Raw genomic sequence first — 17,975 nt, forward strand, 5'->3', positions numbered from 1 at the left:
CACTTGCAGCTTGGCGCCCATCCGTTACCATCGCCGCACGTTTTCGGGCACGCACACAATAAAGAGAGGCCGAGATGTACATCTATCGCTTGGTCCTGCTCCTGGTAGTGGGGATCTATCTATTCTCCCCCGCCATCATGGACTGGTGGATCGATGCTACTGGCGCCTGGTATCGCCCGTATCTGCTGTGGCTGATCCTGATCGTCGTGACCTTCATCCTGCAGAGCCAAAAAGATGCCGATGAGCTTTAGCCTGACCCAGATGATCCTGATCAGCGCCGCCTATCTGCTGGTGCTGTTCGGGGTGGCCTGGATCAGCGAGCGCGGCATGATTCCACGCTCGATCATCCGCCACCCGCTGACCTACACCCTGTCGCTGGGGGTCTATGCCAGCGCCTGGGCGTTCTATGGCACGGTGGGGCTGGCCTATCAGTACGGCTACGGCTTTCTTTCCAGCTACCTGGGGGTTTCCGGGGCTTTCCTGCTGGCACCGGTGCTGCTGTATCCGATCCTGAAGATCACCCGCACCTATCAACTGTCGTCGCTGGCAGACCTGTTCGCCTTCCGTTTCCGCAGCACCTGGGCCGGGGCTCTGACCACCATTTTCATGCTCGTGGGCGTTCTGCCCTTGCTGGCCCTGCAGATCCAGGCGGTGGCCGACTCCATCGGCATCCTTACCGGCGAGCCGGTGCAACACCGAGTGGCGCTGAGCTTTTGCGCGCTGATCACCCTGTTCACGATTTTCTTCGGCTCGCGCCACATCGCCACCCGGGAAAAACACGAGGGCCTGGTATTCGCCATTGCCTTTGAGTCAGTGATCAAACTGATCGCCATCGGCGGCGTCGGCCTCTATGCGCTGTACGGTGTGTTCGATGGCCCACAGCAGTTGGAGCTCTGGTTGCTGCAGAACCAGACCGCCCTCGCCGCACTGCACACGCCGCTGCAAGAAGGCCCCTGGCGCACCCTACTGCTGGTGTTTTTCGCCTCGGCCATCGTCATGCCGCACATGTATCACATGACCTTTACCGAGAACCTCAACCCCCGAGCCCTGGTCAGCGCCAGTTGGGGACTGCCACTGTTCCTTCTGCTGATGAGCCTGGCGGTGCCATTGATTCTCTGGGCCGGACTCAAGCTCGGCGCCACCACCAACCCGGAGTACTTCACGCTGGGCATCGGCATTGCCGCCAACAGCCCGGCCCTGGCGTTGCTGGCCTATATCGGCGGGCTGTCGGCCGCCAGTGGCCTGATCATCGTCACTACCCTGGCGCTATCGGGGATGGCCCTCAACCACTTGGTGCTGCCGCTTTACCAGCCGCCAGCGGAAGGCAACATCTATCGCTGGCTGAAGTGGACCCGGCGCGCCCTGATTGTCGCCATCATCATGGCCGGCTACGCCTTCTATCTGCTTTTGGGCGCCGAACAGGACCTGGCCAACCTGGGCATTGTCGCCTTCGTTGCCACCCTGCAATTTCTTCCTGGGGTGTTGTCGGTGCTGTACTGGCCGACCGCCAACCGCCGTGGTTTTATCGCCGGATTGCTAGCCGGGGTGCTGGTGTGGCTGGTGACGATGCTGTTGCCTCTGATTGGCGACCTGCAGGGTTTCTATATTCCGCTGCTGAACATGATCTACGTGCTAGACGACACCAGTTGGCACATGGCGGCGATTGCCTCGCTGGCAGCCAACGTGCTGATGTTCACCTTGATCTCGCTGTTCACCAACGCCAGCAGTGAAGAAGCCAGCGCCGCCGAAGCCTGCGCCGTGGACAACGTTCGCCGCCCACAACGCCGCGAATTGCATGCTGCCTCGCCTCAAGAGTTCGCCACCCAACTGGCCAAACCCCTGGGGGCCAAAGCAGCGCAAAAGGAGGTGGAACAGGCGCTGCGTGACCTGTACCTACCGTTCGACGAGCGACGCCCCTACGCATTGCGGCGCCTGCGTGACCGTATCGAAGCCAACTTGTCAGGCCTGATGGGCCCCAGCGTCGCCCAGGACATGGTGGAAACCTTCTTGCCGTATAAGGCGGGCGGCGAAAACTACGTCACCGAGGACATCCATTTCATCGAAAGCCGGCTGGAGGACTACCACTCGCGCCTGACTGGCCTGGCCGCCGAACTCGACGCCCTGCGGCGTTACCACCGGCAAACCCTGCAAGAGCTGCCGATGGGCGTCTGCTCCCTGGCCAAGGATCAGGAGATCCTGATGTGGAACAAGGCGATGGAAGAACTGACCGGCATTCCCGCCCAGCATGTGGTGGGGTCGCGTCTGAGCACCATTACCAATCCATGGAAAGATTTGCTGCAAGGCTTTATCAACCTGCCAGATGAGCACTTGCATAAGCAGCACCTGGCGCTCGACGGCCAGACCCGCTGGCTGAACCTGCACAAAGCCGCGATCGATGAGCCTCTGGCTCCGGGTAACAGCGGCCTGGTCCTGCTGGTGGAAGACCTGACCGAAACCCAGACCCTGGAAGACAAGCTGGTGCACTCTGAACGCCTGGCCAGCATCGGGCGCCTGGCCGCTGGCGTCGCCCACGAGATCGGCAACCCCATCACCGGCATCGCCTGCCTGGCGCAAAACCTGCGGGAAGAGCGCGAGGAAGACGGCGAACTGACGGAAATCAGCGAGCAGATTCTCGAGCAGACCAAACGCATCTCGCGCATCGTGCAGTCGTTGATGAGCTTTGCTCACGCTGGCAGCCACCAGCACAACGACGAAGCCGTATGCCTGGCCGAAGTCGCCCAGGACGCCATTGGTCTGCTGGCGCTGAACCGACGCAATTTCGAAGTACAGTTCTTCAACCTGTGTGATCCCGAGCACTGGGTCGATGGCGATCCACAACGTCTTGCCCAGGTCCTGATCAACCTTCTGTCCAACGCCCGCGACGCCTCTCCTCCCGGCAGTGCGGTACGCGTCAAGAGCGAGGCTTTCGAGCATACGGTCGACCTGATCGTGGAAGACGAAGGCAGCGGCATTCCCAAGAACATCATGGACCGTTTGTTCGAGCCGTTTTTCACCACCAAGGACCCAGGCGAAGGCACCGGCCTGGGCCTTGCACTGGTCTATTCCATCGTTGAAGAGCATTATGGACAAATCACCATCGACAGCCCGGCCGATCCACAAAGCCAACGCGGCACTCGTATTCGGGTAACCCTACCGCGTCATGTCGAAGCGACGTCCGCTGTGAACTGAGACCGTCGAGAGAATTGAATCAATGCCGCATATTCTGATCGTCGAAGACGAAACCATCATCCGCTCCGCCCTGCGCCGCCTGCTGGAGCGCAATCAATACCAAGTCAGCGAAGCCGGCTCAGTGCAGGAAGCCCAGGAGCGTTTCAGCATCCCAACGTTCGACCTGATCGTCAGTGACCTGCGCCTGCCTGGTGCCCCGGGCACCGAGCTGATCAAGCTGGGCCAAGGCACTCCGGTGCTGATCATGACCAGCTATGCCAGCCTGCGCTCAGCCGTGGACTCGATGAAAATGGGCGCGGTGGATTACATCGCCAAGCCGTTCGACCACGATGAAATGCTCCAGGCTGTGGCACGAATCCTCCGTGATCGGCAAAACGTCGACAACGCGCCGGCTGAACGCGCATCCGGCAAGGCTGGCGCGAGCGCTGACAAAGCGGCTGCCGAAAACAGCAACGGCGAAATCGGCATCATTGGCTCCTGCCCGCCCATGCAAGACATGTACAGCAAGATCCGCAAGGTCGCACCGACCGACTCGAATGTGCTGATCCAGGGCGAGTCCGGCACCGGTAAGGAACTGGTAGCTCGGGCGCTGCACAACCTGTCCAAACGCGCCAAGGCCCCAATGATCTCGGTGAACTGCGCAGCCATTCCGGAAACCCTGATCGAATCTGAACTGTTCGGACACGAAAAAGGCGCGTTTACCGGCGCCAGTGCTGGTCGTGCGGGCCTGGTGGAAGCAGCAGATGGTGGCACCTTGTTCCTCGACGAAATCGGTGAACTGCCACTGGAAGCCCAGGCGCGCCTGCTGCGGGTCCTGCAAGAAGGCGAAATCCGCCGTGTGGGTTCGGTGCAATCGCAGAAAGTCGATGTACGTCTGATCGCCGCTACTCACCGCGACCTGAAGAGCCTTTCGAAAATCGGTCAATTCCGCGAAGACTTGTATTACCGCCTTCATGTCATTGCTCTGAAGCTGCCAGCCTTGCGCGAGCGTGGCGCCGACGTGAATGAGATCGCCAACGCCTTCCTCGCTCGCCAAAGCGCACGCATCGGCCGTTCGGACCTGAAGTTTGCCGCCGATGCCGAGCAGGCTATCCGTCACTATTCCTGGCCGGGGAACGTACGGGAGCTGGAGAACGCCGTCGAGCGCGCAGTAATTCTGTGTGAAAGCCCGGAAATTTCTGCGGACCTGCTGGGCATCGATATCGAATTAAGTGATCTGGAGGACGACTTCGTCGGCCTGACAGCACAAGCGGGCAATACCAGCCATGAACCCACCGAAGACCTGTCCTTGGAAGACTACTTCCAGCACTTCGTCCTCGAACACCAAGACCACATGACCGAGACCGAGCTGGCCCGCAAACTAGGGGTCAGCCGCAAATGCCTGTGGGAGCGCCGTCAGCGCCTGGGGATTCCTCGACGCAAAAGCGGGGTGGCCAGCGAAAGCTGAACCTGTGCTGACAAAAGCACAGGTAACACTCGATTTGGTGAAAAAACTGTTACCTGTGTAAAAGCACGTAACAAGAACCGGGGCTAAAGGTAACGAAGCCCCGGTTTTTTTAGGCCCAAAAAACGCCGCAAAACGCAGCTAACCCCTTGTTTTACTGGGCTTATCAAAAGTTGGCACGGCATCTGCTATATGTTTAGTACAAGAACAATAACAAGCAATGCACAAGACAATAAAAATAAGACGAATCGACTCACGCATAATAAAAACAACACGGCGGAGGCGCAGCTAACTGATTCTTTTGGAGAGGCGTTGTATTTGGGGCTTGCCCCACAACCAGGCCGAGAACAACAAAAACTGCCCTAAGGCAGAGCCTGAACTGGTTGGATCGAAAGGTCATTGCAACACAGCGATCAAAGCAATCCGTTTGCTCTTGGCTCCCGATTGGGAGGGTCACTCTGGGTAAACCAAGTGACAAGGGCGCTCAACAAAAACAAAAAGCCCGAAACCAATAATAAAAATAGAGCATGCAACTATTCTGGGGGAGCTTCGGCTCCCCTTGTGGTTTCCAGAATTCGCAACGTGCCCCCCCCCAAAAAAACGTCCACGTCACCCCCGCTAAACCACACCTTTGCGTCGACCTGTACAAGTCGCGGCAGCTTCCTACACCATCCTTCGACTAAATGCTAGAATCCCCGCCCATCATGCGGTCATTCTTCGTTTTGGCCGAACATTCCTTCAAACAGTGCATCCCATGCTGAAGAAGCTGTTCCAGTCATTCCGTTCTCCCTTGCGTCGTACGCAACACAAACGCAGCACGCCTGAAGTGCTCAATAGCAGCCAACATTCGCTGCAACGTGCCCAGTTCAGCCGATATGCGGTGAATATCGTCGAGCGCCTGCAGAACGCCGGCTACCAGGCCTACCTGGTGGGTGGTTGCGTGCGCGACATGCTGCTCAACATCACCCCCAAGGATTTTGACGTCGCCACCAGCGCCACACCGGAACAGGTCAAGGCCGAGTTCCGCAATGCGCGGATCATTGGCCGTCGGTTCAAACTGGTGCACATCCACTTCGGTCGTGAAATCATCGAAGTCGCGACCTTCCGTGCCAACCACCCGCAAAACGAAGATGAAGAAGACAGCAATCAGTCTTCTCGTAACGAAAGCGGGCGCATCCTGCGGGACAATGTCTACGGCTCCCTGGAGGAAGACGCGCAGCGCCGCGACTTCACCATCAACGCGCTGTATTACGACCCGGTCAGCGAACGTATTCTCGACTACGCCAATGGCGTGCACGATATTCGCAATAACCTGATCCGCCTGATCGGCGACCCTCGCCAGCGTTACCAGGAAGACCCGGTGCGAATGCTGCGCGCAGTGCGCTTTGCGGCGAAACTGAATTTCGGCATCGAGAAACACACCGCGACACCAATCCGCGAGTTGGCGCCCATGCTGCGGGAGATCCCTTCGGCACGCCTGTTCGAAGAAGTCCTCAAGCTGTTCCTGTCTGGATACGCTGCCGACACCTTCGAGATGCTGGTCGACCTGCAGTTGTTCGATCCATTGTTCCCCGCCAGCGCCGAAGCATTGGAGTACAACCCGACCTACACCCATACACTGATCAGCGAAGCCTTGATCAACACTGATCTGCGGATCAAGCAGAACAAGCCGGTTACCCCAGCCTTCCTCTTCGCCGCCCTACTCTGGCCAGCCCTGCCAGCCCGCGTACTGCGCCTGCAAGACCGCGGCATGCCGCCGATCCCGGCGATGCAGGAGGCGGCCCATGAACTGATCGCCGAACAGTGCCAGCGCATTGCAATCCCCAAGCGCTTCACCATGCCGATCCGTGAAATTTGGGACATGCAAGAGCGCCTGCCACGACGCAGCGGCAAACGTGCCGACCAATTGCTGGATAATCCGCGCTTCCGGGCCGGCTATGATTTCCTGCTATTGCGTGAAAGCGCCGGCGAGCAGACCGATGGCCTGGGCCAATGGTGGACCGATTACCAGGACGCCAACGACTCCGGGCGCCGTGAAATGATCCGCGAGCTGAGCGGTAAGGATGACGCCAGCGGTGCCCCTCGCAAGCGGCGGCGCAGCAGCGGCGCCAAGCGCAAGCGCGCTGGCAGCACAAGCGCATCAGGCGAGTAACAGATGACGCGTATCTACATCGGCATGGGCAGTAACCTGGCGGCCCCCGAAGAACAACTGCGCAATGCCATCGAGGCCCTGGCGCAGTTGCCCGCCAGCCAGTTGCATGCTGTATCGGCGCTCTATCAAAGCGACTCCCTGCTGCCTGGCCAGCCACGCTACACCAATGCCGTAGCAGCGCTGGACAGCGAGCTGGAACCCCTGGCGTTACTCGATGCGCTGCAAGCCATCGAAAACCAGCAAGGCCGCGAACGCAATGAGCGCTGGGGGCCGCGTACCCTGGACTTGGATATCCTCCTGTTCGGTGATCGGCTGATCGACGAGGCACGCCTCAAAGTTCCGCACTATCACATGCAAGAGCGCCCTTTTGTCCTTTATCCACTGGCAGAGCTGGCCCCTGCCGACCTGCAACTGGCCGATGGACGCACCTTACAAGCACTGCTTGCCGCCTGCCCATTTGTCGGCCTGGAACGCCTGGCCTGACCGCTGAAACGCATCAGTAACGCTGGTAACACTTGCAGCGTAACAACGCGGTAACACATCTAATTGACTTCCCGAGTTCTCCTCACGACTATAGGCGTCCCGTTGCCGCCATTACGGCGTTAAAGGGCGCAATTCAAGCGAGGCTTGTTCGCGGCGAACCCAGGAAACGCCAGGCAGAAGCAACTATGCAACAGCGGTGGCACCCGCTGGTACGTAGCCCCCTTCTGAGCACAGAGTGATGTGCGTAGCGCTGCAAGCGCGAGTCCCGGTACCGCGTCAAATCGCTTGGAACCAGGCTGTATAAGCACGACACAAGACCGTGCGCCTGAATAACGAAGAATCACGCGCGTTACTCGCAGTAGTTTCCAAAGCGCCTGAATGAGGACCCCTTTTCATGCCAGACATCACTCTGACCACCCTACAAAGCCTCAAGCAGAAAGGTGAAAAAATCACCATGTTGACCTGCTATGACGCAACCTTCGCCCACACCTGCTGCGAAGCCGGCGTCGAAGTTCTGCTGGTAGGCGACTCCCTGGGCATGGTGTTGCAAGGGCACGACAGCACATTGCCGGTTACCAATGGCGATATGGCCTATCACGTTGCGGCGGTCAAACGCGGCAACAACGGTGCGATGATCCTCGCCGACTTGCCATTCATGTCCTATGCCACCACCGAGCAGGCGCTGAGCAGCTCCGCCCAACTGATGCAGGCTGGCGCGCACATGCTCAAGATCGAAGGCGCCGCCTGGCTGGCCGATACGGTCCGCCTGCTGAACGAGCGCGGCGTGCCGGTCTGCGTACACATGGGGCTGACTCCGCAGGCCGTCAATGTCCTGGGCGGCTACAAGGTTCAGGGCCGTAATGAGAACCAGGCAAGGCAAATGCGGGCTGACGCTATCGCCCTGGAACAGGCCGGCGCCGCCATGCTGCTGCTGGAATGCGTCCCGAGCGAACTGGCGGCGGAAATCACCCAGGCCGTGAAGATTCCCGTCATCGGCATCGGCGCCGGCAATGCCACCGATGGCCAGGTTCTGGTACTTCACGACATGCTCGGCTTGTCCCTCAGCGGCCGTTCGCCCAAGTTCGTGAAAAACTTCATGGCCGGCAAAGACAGCATTCAGGCCGCATTGAGCGCCTATGTCGAAGAAGTCAAAGCCGTTACCTTCCCGGGTGCCGAACACGGGTTCTCTGCATGAATACTGTTAAAACCGTGCTCGAACTGCGGGCTGCAGTCGCCCGCGCTCGCGGCGAAGGCAAGCGGATCGGCTTTGTGCCAACCATGGGTAACCTGCACAGCGGTCACGCCGCCCTGGTAGCCAAGGCCGCTCAGCGTGTGGACTTCGTGGTTGCGAGCATTTTCGTCAACCCGCTGCAATTCGGCGCAGGCGAAGATCTGGACAAGTACCCGCGGACTCTCGCCGCCGACCAGGAAAAACTGCTGGAAGCCGGCTGCCACTTGCTATTTGCGCCCACTGTCGAGGAGATGTACCCCGACGGCATGGCCGGACAGACGCGGGTCAGCGTTCCACAGTTGTCCGAAGGGCTATGCGGCGCCAGCCGTCCCGGCCATTTCGAAGGCGTGGCGACAGTGGTCAGCAAGCTGTTCAACATGGTTCAGCCCGATCTTGCGGTGTTCGGCCAAAAGGACTACCAGCAACTGGCAGTGATTCGCGCCCTGGTGCATGACCTGAACATGCCAATCCAGATCATCGGCGAGCCCACGGTGCGAGCCGCCGACGGCCTGGCGCTGTCCTCGCGCAACGGTTACCTGAACGAAGAACAACGCGCCATCGCCCCGGCGCTGTACCGCAGCCTGAGCCAGATCGCCGCGGCCATTCGAGATGGCGAGCGTGACTATCCCAAGCTGCTCGCCGAGCACCAGTTGCAGCTTGAGGCCGTCGGCTTGCGCCACGACTACCTGGAAATACGTAATGCACGCAACCTGCGCCCAGCCACGGCAGACGACCGTGACCTGGTGATTCTGGTGGCCGCCTTTCTGGGCGCGACCCGGTTGATCGACAACCTGCACCTGAACCTCGATACCCCGGCATAAACCGCTGATTGCCCGAACTCCAACCTTCGGGCAAACTGCCGCCGGCCGGGGCCTGCCGCCATGATTGCGGGCCCTGATCGAGGAGCTCCCCCAGGGAACATTCGATGTGCGCCTTCTTGCTCACGGTGAAGCCAAAAACCCGCATGCGGTACCTGAGCCTTGGCAACACGCTGAGCCTCATCAGCCGTGCGCTAACGACTCAGAGCATCTGAATCGATTCCCGTTTCTTCGCATTGAAAACCCCATGACGCCCTGATTGGCGCCTACTGTGCAAAAGAGTACTGGCCGCAAGTCCGACAAAGCCAAGACAGAACAGCACACTGAGGTTACTGTTATCCCCCTGGGTGATTAAACGTATCAGCACAGGGCCGACCGAACGAGGTCCTTGGGACCGAGCAGGACGTTCTGAGCTTTTCAGTGTCCAAAAGGCAGTTCAAGCAAAAGGAAAACCGCAGCGATGGCGTACTACCGCACCCCTCACGACGTTACCGCTCTGCCCGCCTGGCAAGCGTTAAAAGACCACCGCCAAGCCATGCAGGATTTCAGCATGCGCGAGGCGTTCAATGCCGATCCACAGCGCTTCAGCCAATTTACCCTGAGCAGCTGCGGACTGTTTCTCGACTACTCGAAGAACCTCATCACCAGCCAAACCCGCGACCTGCTGGTAGGTCTGGCCAAGGAAGTCGGCCTGGCCGACGCGATCAACGCCATGCTCACCGGTGAGCTGGTCAACGCCTCCGAAGGCCGCCCAGCGCTACACACCGCGCTGCGTCGTCCAGTCGGCGACAAGCTGTCGGTTAACGGCGTCAACGTGATGCCAGAAGTGCACAAGGTGCTGAACCAGATTACCGAGCTGGTGGGGCGCATCCACGACGGTCTGTGGCGCGGTTACACCGAGAAGCCCATCACCGACGTGGTCAACATCGGCATCGGCGGCTCCTTCCTCGGCCCGGAACTGGTGTCCGAAGCGCTGTTGTCCTACGCCCAGAAAGGCGTGCGCTGCCACTATCTGGCGAATATCGACGGCAGCGAGTTCCATGAACTCTCGGCAAAGATCCGCGCGGAAACCACGCTCTTCATCGTTTCATCCAAATCCTTCAACACCCTGGAAACCCTGAAGAACGCTCAGGCGGCACGAGCATGGTACCTGGCTCAGGGCGGCTCCGAGGCTGAACTGCATCGCCACTTCATCGCCGTCTCCAGCAACAACGCCGCCGCGGTGGCCTTCGGTATTCGCGAAGAAAACATCTTCCCGATGTGGGACTGGGTCGGTGGACGCTACTCCTTGTGGTCCGCTATCGGCCTGCCGATTGCCTTGGCCATTGGCATGTCCAACTTCAAGGAGTTGTTGTCCGGCGCCTACACCATGGATCAGCACTTCCAGAGCGCGCCGTTCGAACAGAACATGCCAGTGCTGCTGGCACTGCTGGGGGTGTGGTACGGCAATTTCTGGGGCGCACAGAGCCATGCGATCCTGCCGTACGACCACTACCTGCGCAACATCACCAAGCACTTGCAGCAACTGGACATGGAGTCCAATGGCAAGAGCGTGCGTCAGGACGGGACCCCGGTGTCCACCGATACCGGCCCGGTGATCTGGGGCGGCGTAGGCTGCAACGGGCAACACGCCTACCACCAGTTGCTGCACCAGGGCACCCAACTGATTCCGGCCGATTTCATCGTGCCAATCGTCAGCTTCAACCCAGTGGCCGACCACCATCAATGGCTGTACGCCAACTGCCTGTCCCAAAGCCAGGCGTTGATGGTCGGCAAGACCCGCGCCGAAGCCGAGAGCGAGCTGCGGGACAAAGGTCTGAACGAAGCTGAGGTGGCCAAACTCGCACCGCACAAAGTCATCCCGGGCAACCGTCCCAGCAACACCCTGGTGGTGGAGCGCATCAGCCCGCGGCGTCTTGGCGCGCTGGTCGCACTGTACGAACACAAGGTCTTCGTGCAGAGCGTGATCTGGGGCATCAACGCGTTCGACCAATGGGGCGTCGAGCTGGGCAAGGAACTGGGCAAAGGCGTGTATAACCGCCTGACCGGCAGTGACGAAACCCAGGCTGACGATGCTTCGACCCAAGGCCTGATCAACTACTTCCGCGGCCGTCACCGCGGCTGATCCGCCTTCGCTCCCCCAGGAACCGGCCCGCCGGTTCCTGTCGGGTACTCCCCCTGCCCCTTGAACCTTCCTGACACTTGTGCGCACCCTTATGGCTTGTCGCAAAACAAGAATAAGGAACCGTCATGTTCGATATCAGCACTTTTCCGAAAGCCGATGCCGTCCGCCGGGCGGCGCAGTTGAGTCAGGACGACTACCACCACCTTTACCGTCAATCCATTGAGCAACCGGACCTATTCTGGGCCGAACAGGCCAAGCGCTTTCTGCACTGGAGCCACCCCTGGGACAGCGTGCACAGCCACGACATGCGTACTGGCGAAGCCAACTGGTTCCGCGGCGGACAGCTCAATGTCAGCTACAACTGCATCGATCGTCACTTGAAAGAGCGCGCCGATCAGACAGCAATCATCTGGGAGGGCGACAACCCCGCCGACTCCCAACGCATCACCTACCAACAACTCCACGACCATGTCTGCCGCTTGGCCAATGTCCTGAAAAGCCGTGGTGTGAAAAAAGGCGATCGGGTTTGCATCTACATGCCGATGATTCCCGAAGTGGCCTACGCCATGCTCGCCTGTACACGCATCGGTGCCGTGCATTCAGTCGTGTTCGGCGGCTTCTCACCCGAAGCCCTGCGCGACCGGATTATCAACGCCGACTGCCGTACCGTGATTACCGCCGATGAGGGCGTGCGCGGCGGCAAATCGATCGCCCTGAAGAACAATGTCGACCAAGCCCTGCTCAGTTGCCCGGACGTCAGCAGCGTGGTGGTGGTGGAACGCACCGGCAACCCGGTGAACTGGGTTAAGGACCGTGACATCGCGTATCAGCCCGCCGTAGACGCCGCCAGCAACGAGTGCACACCCGAACCGATGGACGCCGAAGACCCGCTGTTCATCCTCTACACCTCCGGCAGCACCGGAAAACCCAAGGGCGTGTTGCATACCACAGGCGGCTACCTGCTACAGGCTGCCATGACCTTCAAATACGTACTGGACTACCGCGATGGCGAGGTATTCTGGTGCACTGCCGACGTGGGCTGGGTCACCGGCCACAGCTACATTCTCTACGGCCCTCTGGCCAACGGCGCCACCACGCTGATCTTCGAAGGCGTACCGAACTACCCCAACACCTCGCGCTTTTGGGAGGTGGTGGACAAACACCAGGTGAACATCTTCTACACCGCGCCCACCGCCCTGCGCGCCCTGATGCGTGAAGGCAGCGAGCCACTGCAACACACCTCCCGCGCTAGCCTGCGGCTGCTGGGCAGTGTTGGCGAGCCGATCAACCCGGAAGCCTGGGAGTGGTATTTCAATGTCGTGGGCGAGCAGCGTTGCCCGATTGTTGATACGTGGTGGCAGACCGAAACCGGCGGCATCATGCTCAGCCCCCTGGTCAGCGCCCGCCAGATCAAACCCGGCTGCGCCTCGACCCCGACGTTCGGCGTGCAACCGGTGCTGCTGGACGACCAGGGCAAGGAAATCCAAGGCGTCGGCAGCGGCATCCTGGCGATCAAGGCCAGTTGGCCAGCGCAGATCCGCAGCGTCTACGGCGACCCCAAACGCATGATCGAAACCTACTTCGCACCTTATCCCGGCTACTACTTCACCGGTGACGGCGCGCGCCGCGACGAAGACGGCAGCTACTGGATCACCGGACGCATCGATGACGTGATCAACGTCTCCGGGCACCGCATCGGCACCGCTGAGGTGGAAAGCGCCCTGGTCCTCCACGCCAACATCGCCGAGGCGGCGGTGGTGGGTTACCCCCACGACCTCAAGGGCCAGGGCATCTATGCCTTCGTCACCCCCATGCAAGGCGTCGAACCCGGCGAAGAGCTGAAAAAGGAGTTGCTGGCCCTGGTCAGCCGCGAAATCGGCAGCTTTGCCAAGCCGGAGTTGATCCAATGGGCCCCGGCCCTGCCAAAAACACGCTCCGGCAAAATCATGCGGCGTATCCTGCGCAAGATTGCCTGCAACGAACTGGATACCCTGGGCGACACCTCGACCCTGGCCGACCCCAGCGTAGTGGACGGTCTGATCGACAAACGCTTGAACGCTTGAACACTTGAAACCGGCGCGGCCACCGCCGCGCCTCCTTTTTAACCTCCACGCCGAGCGGTCATGGAATTCATTCGCAGCCGTATCGAAAACCAGGTCATGAGTTTGTCCGGCCTCTCCCTGGGCCAGCTTGACCTGGAGAACCCCAAAGGTGATCCCGGCCTGTTCGGGCCGGGGTCCGTCTGCTGGCAAGTCCACGCCGACTTCAGCAGCATGCTGATCGGCGGCATCAGCGCCCTGCTGATGCAGGCCTTGCATCCGCTGGCCCTGGCCGGGGTCTGGGACCACTCGAATTTTCGCCAGGACATGATCGGCCGCTTGCGGCGCACGGGTCAGTTCATCTCCGGCACCACCTTCGGCTCCCGTCAGGACGCCGAATGGCTGATCGAAAAAGTCCGCACTATTCACCTGCACATCGTCGGCACCGCTCCTGATGGCCGTCCTTACGCCGCCAGCGACCCGGACCTGCTGACCTGGGTGCATGTGGCGGAAGTCAGCAACTTTCTCGCCGCCCACCTGCGTTACCTCAATCCTCGCCTGTCGGAAGCCGACCAGGATCGCTACTACGACGAGATTGCCTTGGTTGCCGAACGCCTCGGCGCCCGCGACGTGCCCCGTTCGCGGCAAGCAGTGGCCGCTTATCTGCGCAGCATGCGCCCCCAATTGCTCTGCGATGAGCGCAGCCGCGAAGTCCTGCGCCTGCTACTGGCCGCTCCCGCCCCCAGTCGCCTGGCCAAACCTTTTGGCTCATTGATGATGCAGGCAGGTATCGACCTGCTGCCGGACTGGGCCAGCTCCATGCTTGATGTCAATCAGACCCCGCTGCAACGCCAGCTGATTCGAGCCAGCGTCAAACGCAGTACGCCGATGCTGCGCTGGGCGGTGCGTGACAGTTCGGTGCATCGAGCGAAACGACGCATGGGTCTGTAGAAGACAACCGCTCATGCACAACACGCCCAGACAGTTCGCAATTGGCCGACCAGCCCCACGCCGTATCCACCATGACCCTGAACAAAGTCTGCGGCTCCACCCTCAAGGCCTTGCACCTGAGCGCCCAGGCCATTGGCTGCGACGATGCCAAGGTAATCATTGGCGGCGGCCAGGGCGTGGCATTGGCCATAGAGTCCGAGAGATCGCCTTCGCCAGCACTTGACTCCTACAACGGGCAGGAGGCTGGTAGACTGCGGCGCCTTATTCCTCTTCTCCAAGGCGCCCTGCATGTCTTCCTTGAATCAGGCGCTGCGCGCCGCCCTCGATCACCGTCAAGACTTGCTCTCCGAGCTGCATCAACAAGGCACCGACTGCTACCGCCTGTTCCATGGTAGCCAGGAAGGTGCAAGCGGCTTGACCGTCGACCGCTATGGGCCGCAACTGCTGGTGCAGAGTTTTCACCAGACGCTGGACCGCGATGCCCTGCTGCAACTGCACGAGACCCTCGATCAACAACTGAACCTCTCGACCCTGCTGGTCTACAACGATCGCTCACGGGGCAATTCACGCATCGACCGTGAAGACTCCGTCTACCGCGCTGAAGAGCGTGCCCTGGACGACCTCATTGGCCGAGAGTGGGGCCTGAACTACCGGGTTCGAGGCCGTCACGCCGGGCAAGATCCATTGCTGTTTCTCGATTTGCGCAACGCCCGCGGCTGGGTCAAACAACACAGCAGCGGAAAGAGCGTCCTCAACCTCTTCGCCTATACCTGCGGTGTTGGCCTCAGCGCCGCCGCCGGTGGCGCCCGAGAGGTATGCAACCTGGACTTCGCCGAGGGCAACCTGGCGGTAGGACGAGAAAACGCTCAGCTCAACCCGCAACTACCCGCCATGCAGTTCGTGCAGTCGGACTATTTCCCGGCGATCCGCCAACTGGCGGGCCTGCCCATCAGCCAGCGGCGCGGGCAAAAACTGCCCAGCTATCCCCGTCTTGAGCAACGCCAATACGATCTGGTGCTGCTGGACCCGCCCGCCTGGGCCAAAAGCGCGTTCGGTACCGTCGACCTGCTGCGCGACTACCAGAGCCTGCTGAAACCGGCGTTGCTGGCCACCGCCGAGGACGGCGTACTGATCTGCTGTAACAATCTGGCCAAGGTGTCGCTGCCGGACTGGCGCGAGCAGGTACTGCGTTGCGCCGAGAAAGCCGGGCGACCGGTGCGCGATTGCCAGGTCCTGGCACCTGCGGCGGATTTCCCCTCCCAGGACGGACAACCACCGCTGAAAACCCTGATCCTGCAACTCTGATCAACCGCAAGAAATCTGAACAATCCTGAAGACTGTGATGGTTTCGGAACCGAAAACGCGTGCCATACTCCAACACACTTCCGATTCAGATAGATGAAGCCTCGCATGACCAAAGGATTGATTCGCGCTCTCAGCGCCTTGTTGACCGCTCTCGCCCTTTACAGTCTGTTGGGCTTTCTGATTTTGCCCGGCATCGCCTTGCGGGTGGCCAATCAGCAACTGGCCAACTACGCGACGACCCCGGCTCATCTGCAGCGCATAGAGCTCAATCCCTTCAGCCTGGAACTGACCCTCTGGGGCCTGAACATCGGGGAGCCGGGCAAGGAACAGGTGGCGTTCGAACGCCTCTATGCCAATCTGCAACTGGACAGCCTGTGGACCGGCGCGCTGCACCTGGCCGACATCGAACTGGACCAGCCCAAGACCGAAATCCTCTTTGACAAGGAAGGCAAGCTCAACCTCCTGACCTTGTTCAAGCTCCCTGCCAGCGAACCGACTCCGAGCGATCCCGATGCCAAGCCTTTCCCGGTACGTATCGAGCGCATCAAGCTGGCGGGCGGTTACCTGCACTTCCTGGACCTGCGCCCCAGCGAACCGATTGATTTCCTCTACAACACACTCGATTTCGAGCTCAAGCATCTGAGCACGCTGCCCGACGACAAAGCCGATCTGACGCTGGTGGCCAGCGGCCCCGAGGGCGGAAAGATCGACTGGTCCGGCAATTTCAGCATCACCCCACTGACCTCAGAGGGCACCTTGAAAGTCACCGACGGCCAAATGAAAGCCTGGTGGCCTTATGTGCGCGACGCGGTACCACTGGTACTGGAAGAGGGCGTGGTGAACCTCAGCACCCACTACAGGTTCAGCCTGGCCAAGGAAACCGAGCTGCTGCTGGACAACACCTCGATCAGCGTCGCGCCGTTCGCGATCAAGGCACCGGATGGACGCCCGCTGGCGCGACTGGAACGCCTGGACGTCAGCCAAGCCTCGGTGGACCTGGCCAAGCAGCAGGTGATTGTCGGCAAGATCAACAGCCAAAAACTGGAAACCTGGGCGGCCCTCGAAGCCGATGGCCAACTGGACTGGCAGAAACTCTTCGCCAGCCAACCAGCCAAACCCGCCCCAAAACCCGAGCCGGCCACTGCCGATACCGCCAAAGAACCAGCGGCACCGAGCAAGCCTTGGCAAGTACTGCTCAAGGATGTGCAACTGCGTAATTACCAAGTGCATCTGGCCGATCGTCAGGCGAAACCGGCGGTCGCCCTGGAACTGGGGCCGCTAAACCTGGACCTGAACAATTTCGACAGCCTCAATCAATCGCCCTTCTCCCTCAAACTCGATACAGGTCTGGGGAAACAAGGCAAGATCAGCGCCAGCGGCGAGGTCAATCTCAACCCGGTTACTGCCAAGCTCAAAGTGCAGACCAAGGACATCGACCTGCGTGTCGCCCAGTCCTATATCAGCCCGTTCATTCGCCTGGAGCTGCGCAGCGGCATGCTCGGCAGTGATCTGGCGGTAGACTTGAAGAAAGTAGAGCCTCTGACGTTCAGCGTCGCCGGTCGCGCCGAAGTGAACCAGTTGCACACCCTGGACACCCTCAAGAGCCGCGACTTCGTGAAGTGGAAGCAAGTCGTCGTCGAGGGGCTGGACTATCAGCATGGCGATAGCCTGAGCATCAGCCGGATCAACCTGATGCAACCCTATGCGCGCTTCATCATCAACGATGACCGAACCACCAACATCGACGACCTGCTGATTCCACAGCCTGCGAGCAGCAGCAAGTCCTCGGCAAAGTCGGCCCCCAGCGCCAGCAAGCCATTGGCCATTCACATTGGTGAAATCGCCATCAATGATGGCTCGGCCAACTTTGCCGACCTGAGCTTGACGCCGAACTTTGCCACCGCCATCCAGCAGCTCAACGGGCATGTCGGGACCATCGACAGCCGCCAGGCCAAACCCGCGGAAGTCGACGTCAAGGGCAAGGTTGACCGCTATGCTCCAGTGACCATCAAGGGCAGCGTGAACCCATTCGACCCAATGGCCGCGCTGGACATCGCCACCAGCTTCAAACGTGTGGAACTGACCACCCTGACGCCTTATTCCGGGAAGTTCGCCGGCTTGCGCATTCGCAAGGGCCGGCTCAATCTCGACCTGCACTACATGATCACCAAGGGCCAGCTCAAGGCAGAAAACAAACTGGTGGTCGAGCAACTGCAGTTGGGGGAAAAAGTCGACAGT

General features: G+C 60.3%; 12 protein-coding genes and 1 pseudogene. All 13 read left to right on the forward strand.

Annotated elements, in window-relative coordinates:
* Positions 1-74: 74 nt before the first annotated feature.
* Positions 75-251 carry a hypothetical protein gene (locus tag PLD_RS30315; protein WP_003176118.1) on the forward strand — a complete coding sequence of 59 codons (177 nt, stop codon included), beginning with the start codon at positions 75-77 and terminating at the stop codon, positions 249-251.
* Positions 235-3,189 (forward strand): sensor histidine kinase, encoded by a 2,955-nt coding sequence (locus tag PLD_RS30320; RefSeq protein WP_178116255.1) that lies wholly within the window; start codon positions 235-237, stop codon positions 3,187-3,189. Before PLD_RS30315 ends, PLD_RS30320 begins: the two co-directional genes overlap by 17 nt.
* A 22-nt stretch (positions 3,190-3,211) precedes the next feature.
* Entirely contained in the window at positions 3,212-4,636 is a 1,425-nt protein-coding gene (locus tag PLD_RS30325) for a sigma-54 dependent transcriptional regulator (RefSeq protein ID WP_159898426.1), read from the forward strand.
* Positions 4,637-5,387: 751 nt separating this feature from the next.
* The gene (locus PLD_RS30330; protein WP_159898427.1) at positions 5,388-6,785 is read left to right on the forward strand and encodes a polynucleotide adenylyltransferase PcnB; all 1,398 of its coding nucleotides are present in this window, start codon (positions 5,388-5,390) and stop codon (positions 6,783-6,785) included.
* Between the two features lie 3 nt (positions 6,786-6,788).
* Positions 6,789-7,268 (forward strand): 2-amino-4-hydroxy-6-hydroxymethyldihydropteridine diphosphokinase, encoded by a 480-nt coding sequence (folK, locus tag PLD_RS30335; protein ID WP_159898428.1) that lies wholly within the window; start codon positions 6,789-6,791, stop codon positions 7,266-7,268.
* Positions 7,269-7,662: 394 nt separating this feature from the next.
* On the forward strand, positions 7,663-8,463 hold the full coding sequence (gene panB / locus PLD_RS30340; protein ID WP_159898429.1) for a 3-methyl-2-oxobutanoate hydroxymethyltransferase: 801 nt from the start codon (positions 7,663-7,665) through the stop codon (positions 8,461-8,463).
* Complete coding sequence (panC, locus tag PLD_RS30345) at positions 8,460-9,320, forward strand: pantoate--beta-alanine ligase (RefSeq protein WP_159898430.1); 861 nt, start codon at positions 8,460-8,462, stop codon at positions 9,318-9,320. The genes panB and panC overlap by 4 nt, the downstream gene beginning before the upstream one ends.
* 457 nt (positions 9,321-9,777) lie before the next feature.
* Positions 9,778-11,442 (forward strand): glucose-6-phosphate isomerase, encoded by a 1,665-nt coding sequence (gene pgi, locus PLD_RS30350; protein WP_159898431.1) that lies wholly within the window; start codon positions 9,778-9,780, stop codon positions 11,440-11,442.
* Positions 11,443-11,567: 125 nt separating this feature from the next.
* A complete protein-coding gene (gene acs / locus PLD_RS30355; protein WP_159898432.1) occupies positions 11,568-13,505 on the forward strand; it encodes an acetate--CoA ligase in 1,938 nt (645 codons plus the stop codon).
* A gap of 60 nt (positions 13,506-13,565) precedes the next feature.
* On the forward strand, positions 13,566-14,432 hold the full coding sequence (locus PLD_RS30360) for an oxygenase MpaB family protein (RefSeq protein WP_159898433.1): 867 nt from the start codon (positions 13,566-13,568) through the stop codon (positions 14,430-14,432).
* Positions 14,433-14,476: 44 nt separating this feature from the next.
* A pseudogene (locus tag PLD_RS30365) lies at positions 14,477-14,605 on the forward strand (acetyl-CoA C-acetyltransferase); the annotation flags it as partial.
* Between the two features lie 115 nt (positions 14,606-14,720).
* On the forward strand, positions 14,721-15,737 hold the full coding sequence (locus PLD_RS30370) for a class I SAM-dependent rRNA methyltransferase (RefSeq protein WP_159888775.1): 1,017 nt from the start codon (positions 14,721-14,723) through the stop codon (positions 15,735-15,737).
* A 105-nt stretch (positions 15,738-15,842) separates the two neighbouring features.
* The coding region (locus PLD_RS30375; protein WP_159898434.1) for a DUF748 domain-containing protein at positions 15,843-17,975 on the forward strand (2,133 nt) is incomplete at its 3' end.

This window comes from Pseudomonas sp. LD120, assembly GCF_009861525.1.
Taxonomy (GTDB): Bacteria; Pseudomonadota; Gammaproteobacteria; order Pseudomonadales; family Pseudomonadaceae; genus Aquipseudomonas.

Bases quoted from the DNA above. Each gene is read 5' to 3' on its own strand.
- PLD_RS30315 (WP_003176118.1), top strand. From the start codon at position 75: ATGTACATCTATCGCTTGGTCCTGCTCCTGGTAGTGGGGATCTATCTA.
- PLD_RS30320 (WP_178116255.1), top strand. From the start codon at position 235: ATGCCGATGAGCTTTAGCCTGACCCAGATGATCCTGATCAGCGCCGCC.
- PLD_RS30325 (WP_159898426.1), top strand. From the start codon at position 3,212: ATGCCGCATATTCTGATCGTCGAAGACGAAACCATCATCCGCTCCGCC.
- PLD_RS30330 (WP_159898427.1), top strand. From the start codon at position 5,388: ATGCTGAAGAAGCTGTTCCAGTCATTCCGTTCTCCCTTGCGTCGTACG.
- folK (WP_159898428.1), top strand. From the start codon at position 6,789: ATGACGCGTATCTACATCGGCATGGGCAGTAACCTGGCGGCCCCCGAA.
- panB (WP_159898429.1), top strand. From the start codon at position 7,663: ATGCCAGACATCACTCTGACCACCCTACAAAGCCTCAAGCAGAAAGGT.
- panC (WP_159898430.1), top strand. From the start codon at position 8,460: ATGAATACTGTTAAAACCGTGCTCGAACTGCGGGCTGCAGTCGCCCGC.
- pgi (WP_159898431.1), top strand. From the start codon at position 9,778: ATGGCGTACTACCGCACCCCTCACGACGTTACCGCTCTGCCCGCCTGG.
- acs (WP_159898432.1), top strand. From the start codon at position 11,568: ATGTTCGATATCAGCACTTTTCCGAAAGCCGATGCCGTCCGCCGGGCG.
- PLD_RS30360 (WP_159898433.1), top strand. From the start codon at position 13,566: ATGGAATTCATTCGCAGCCGTATCGAAAACCAGGTCATGAGTTTGTCC.
- PLD_RS30370 (WP_159888775.1), top strand. From the start codon at position 14,721: ATGTCTTCCTTGAATCAGGCGCTGCGCGCCGCCCTCGATCACCGTCAA.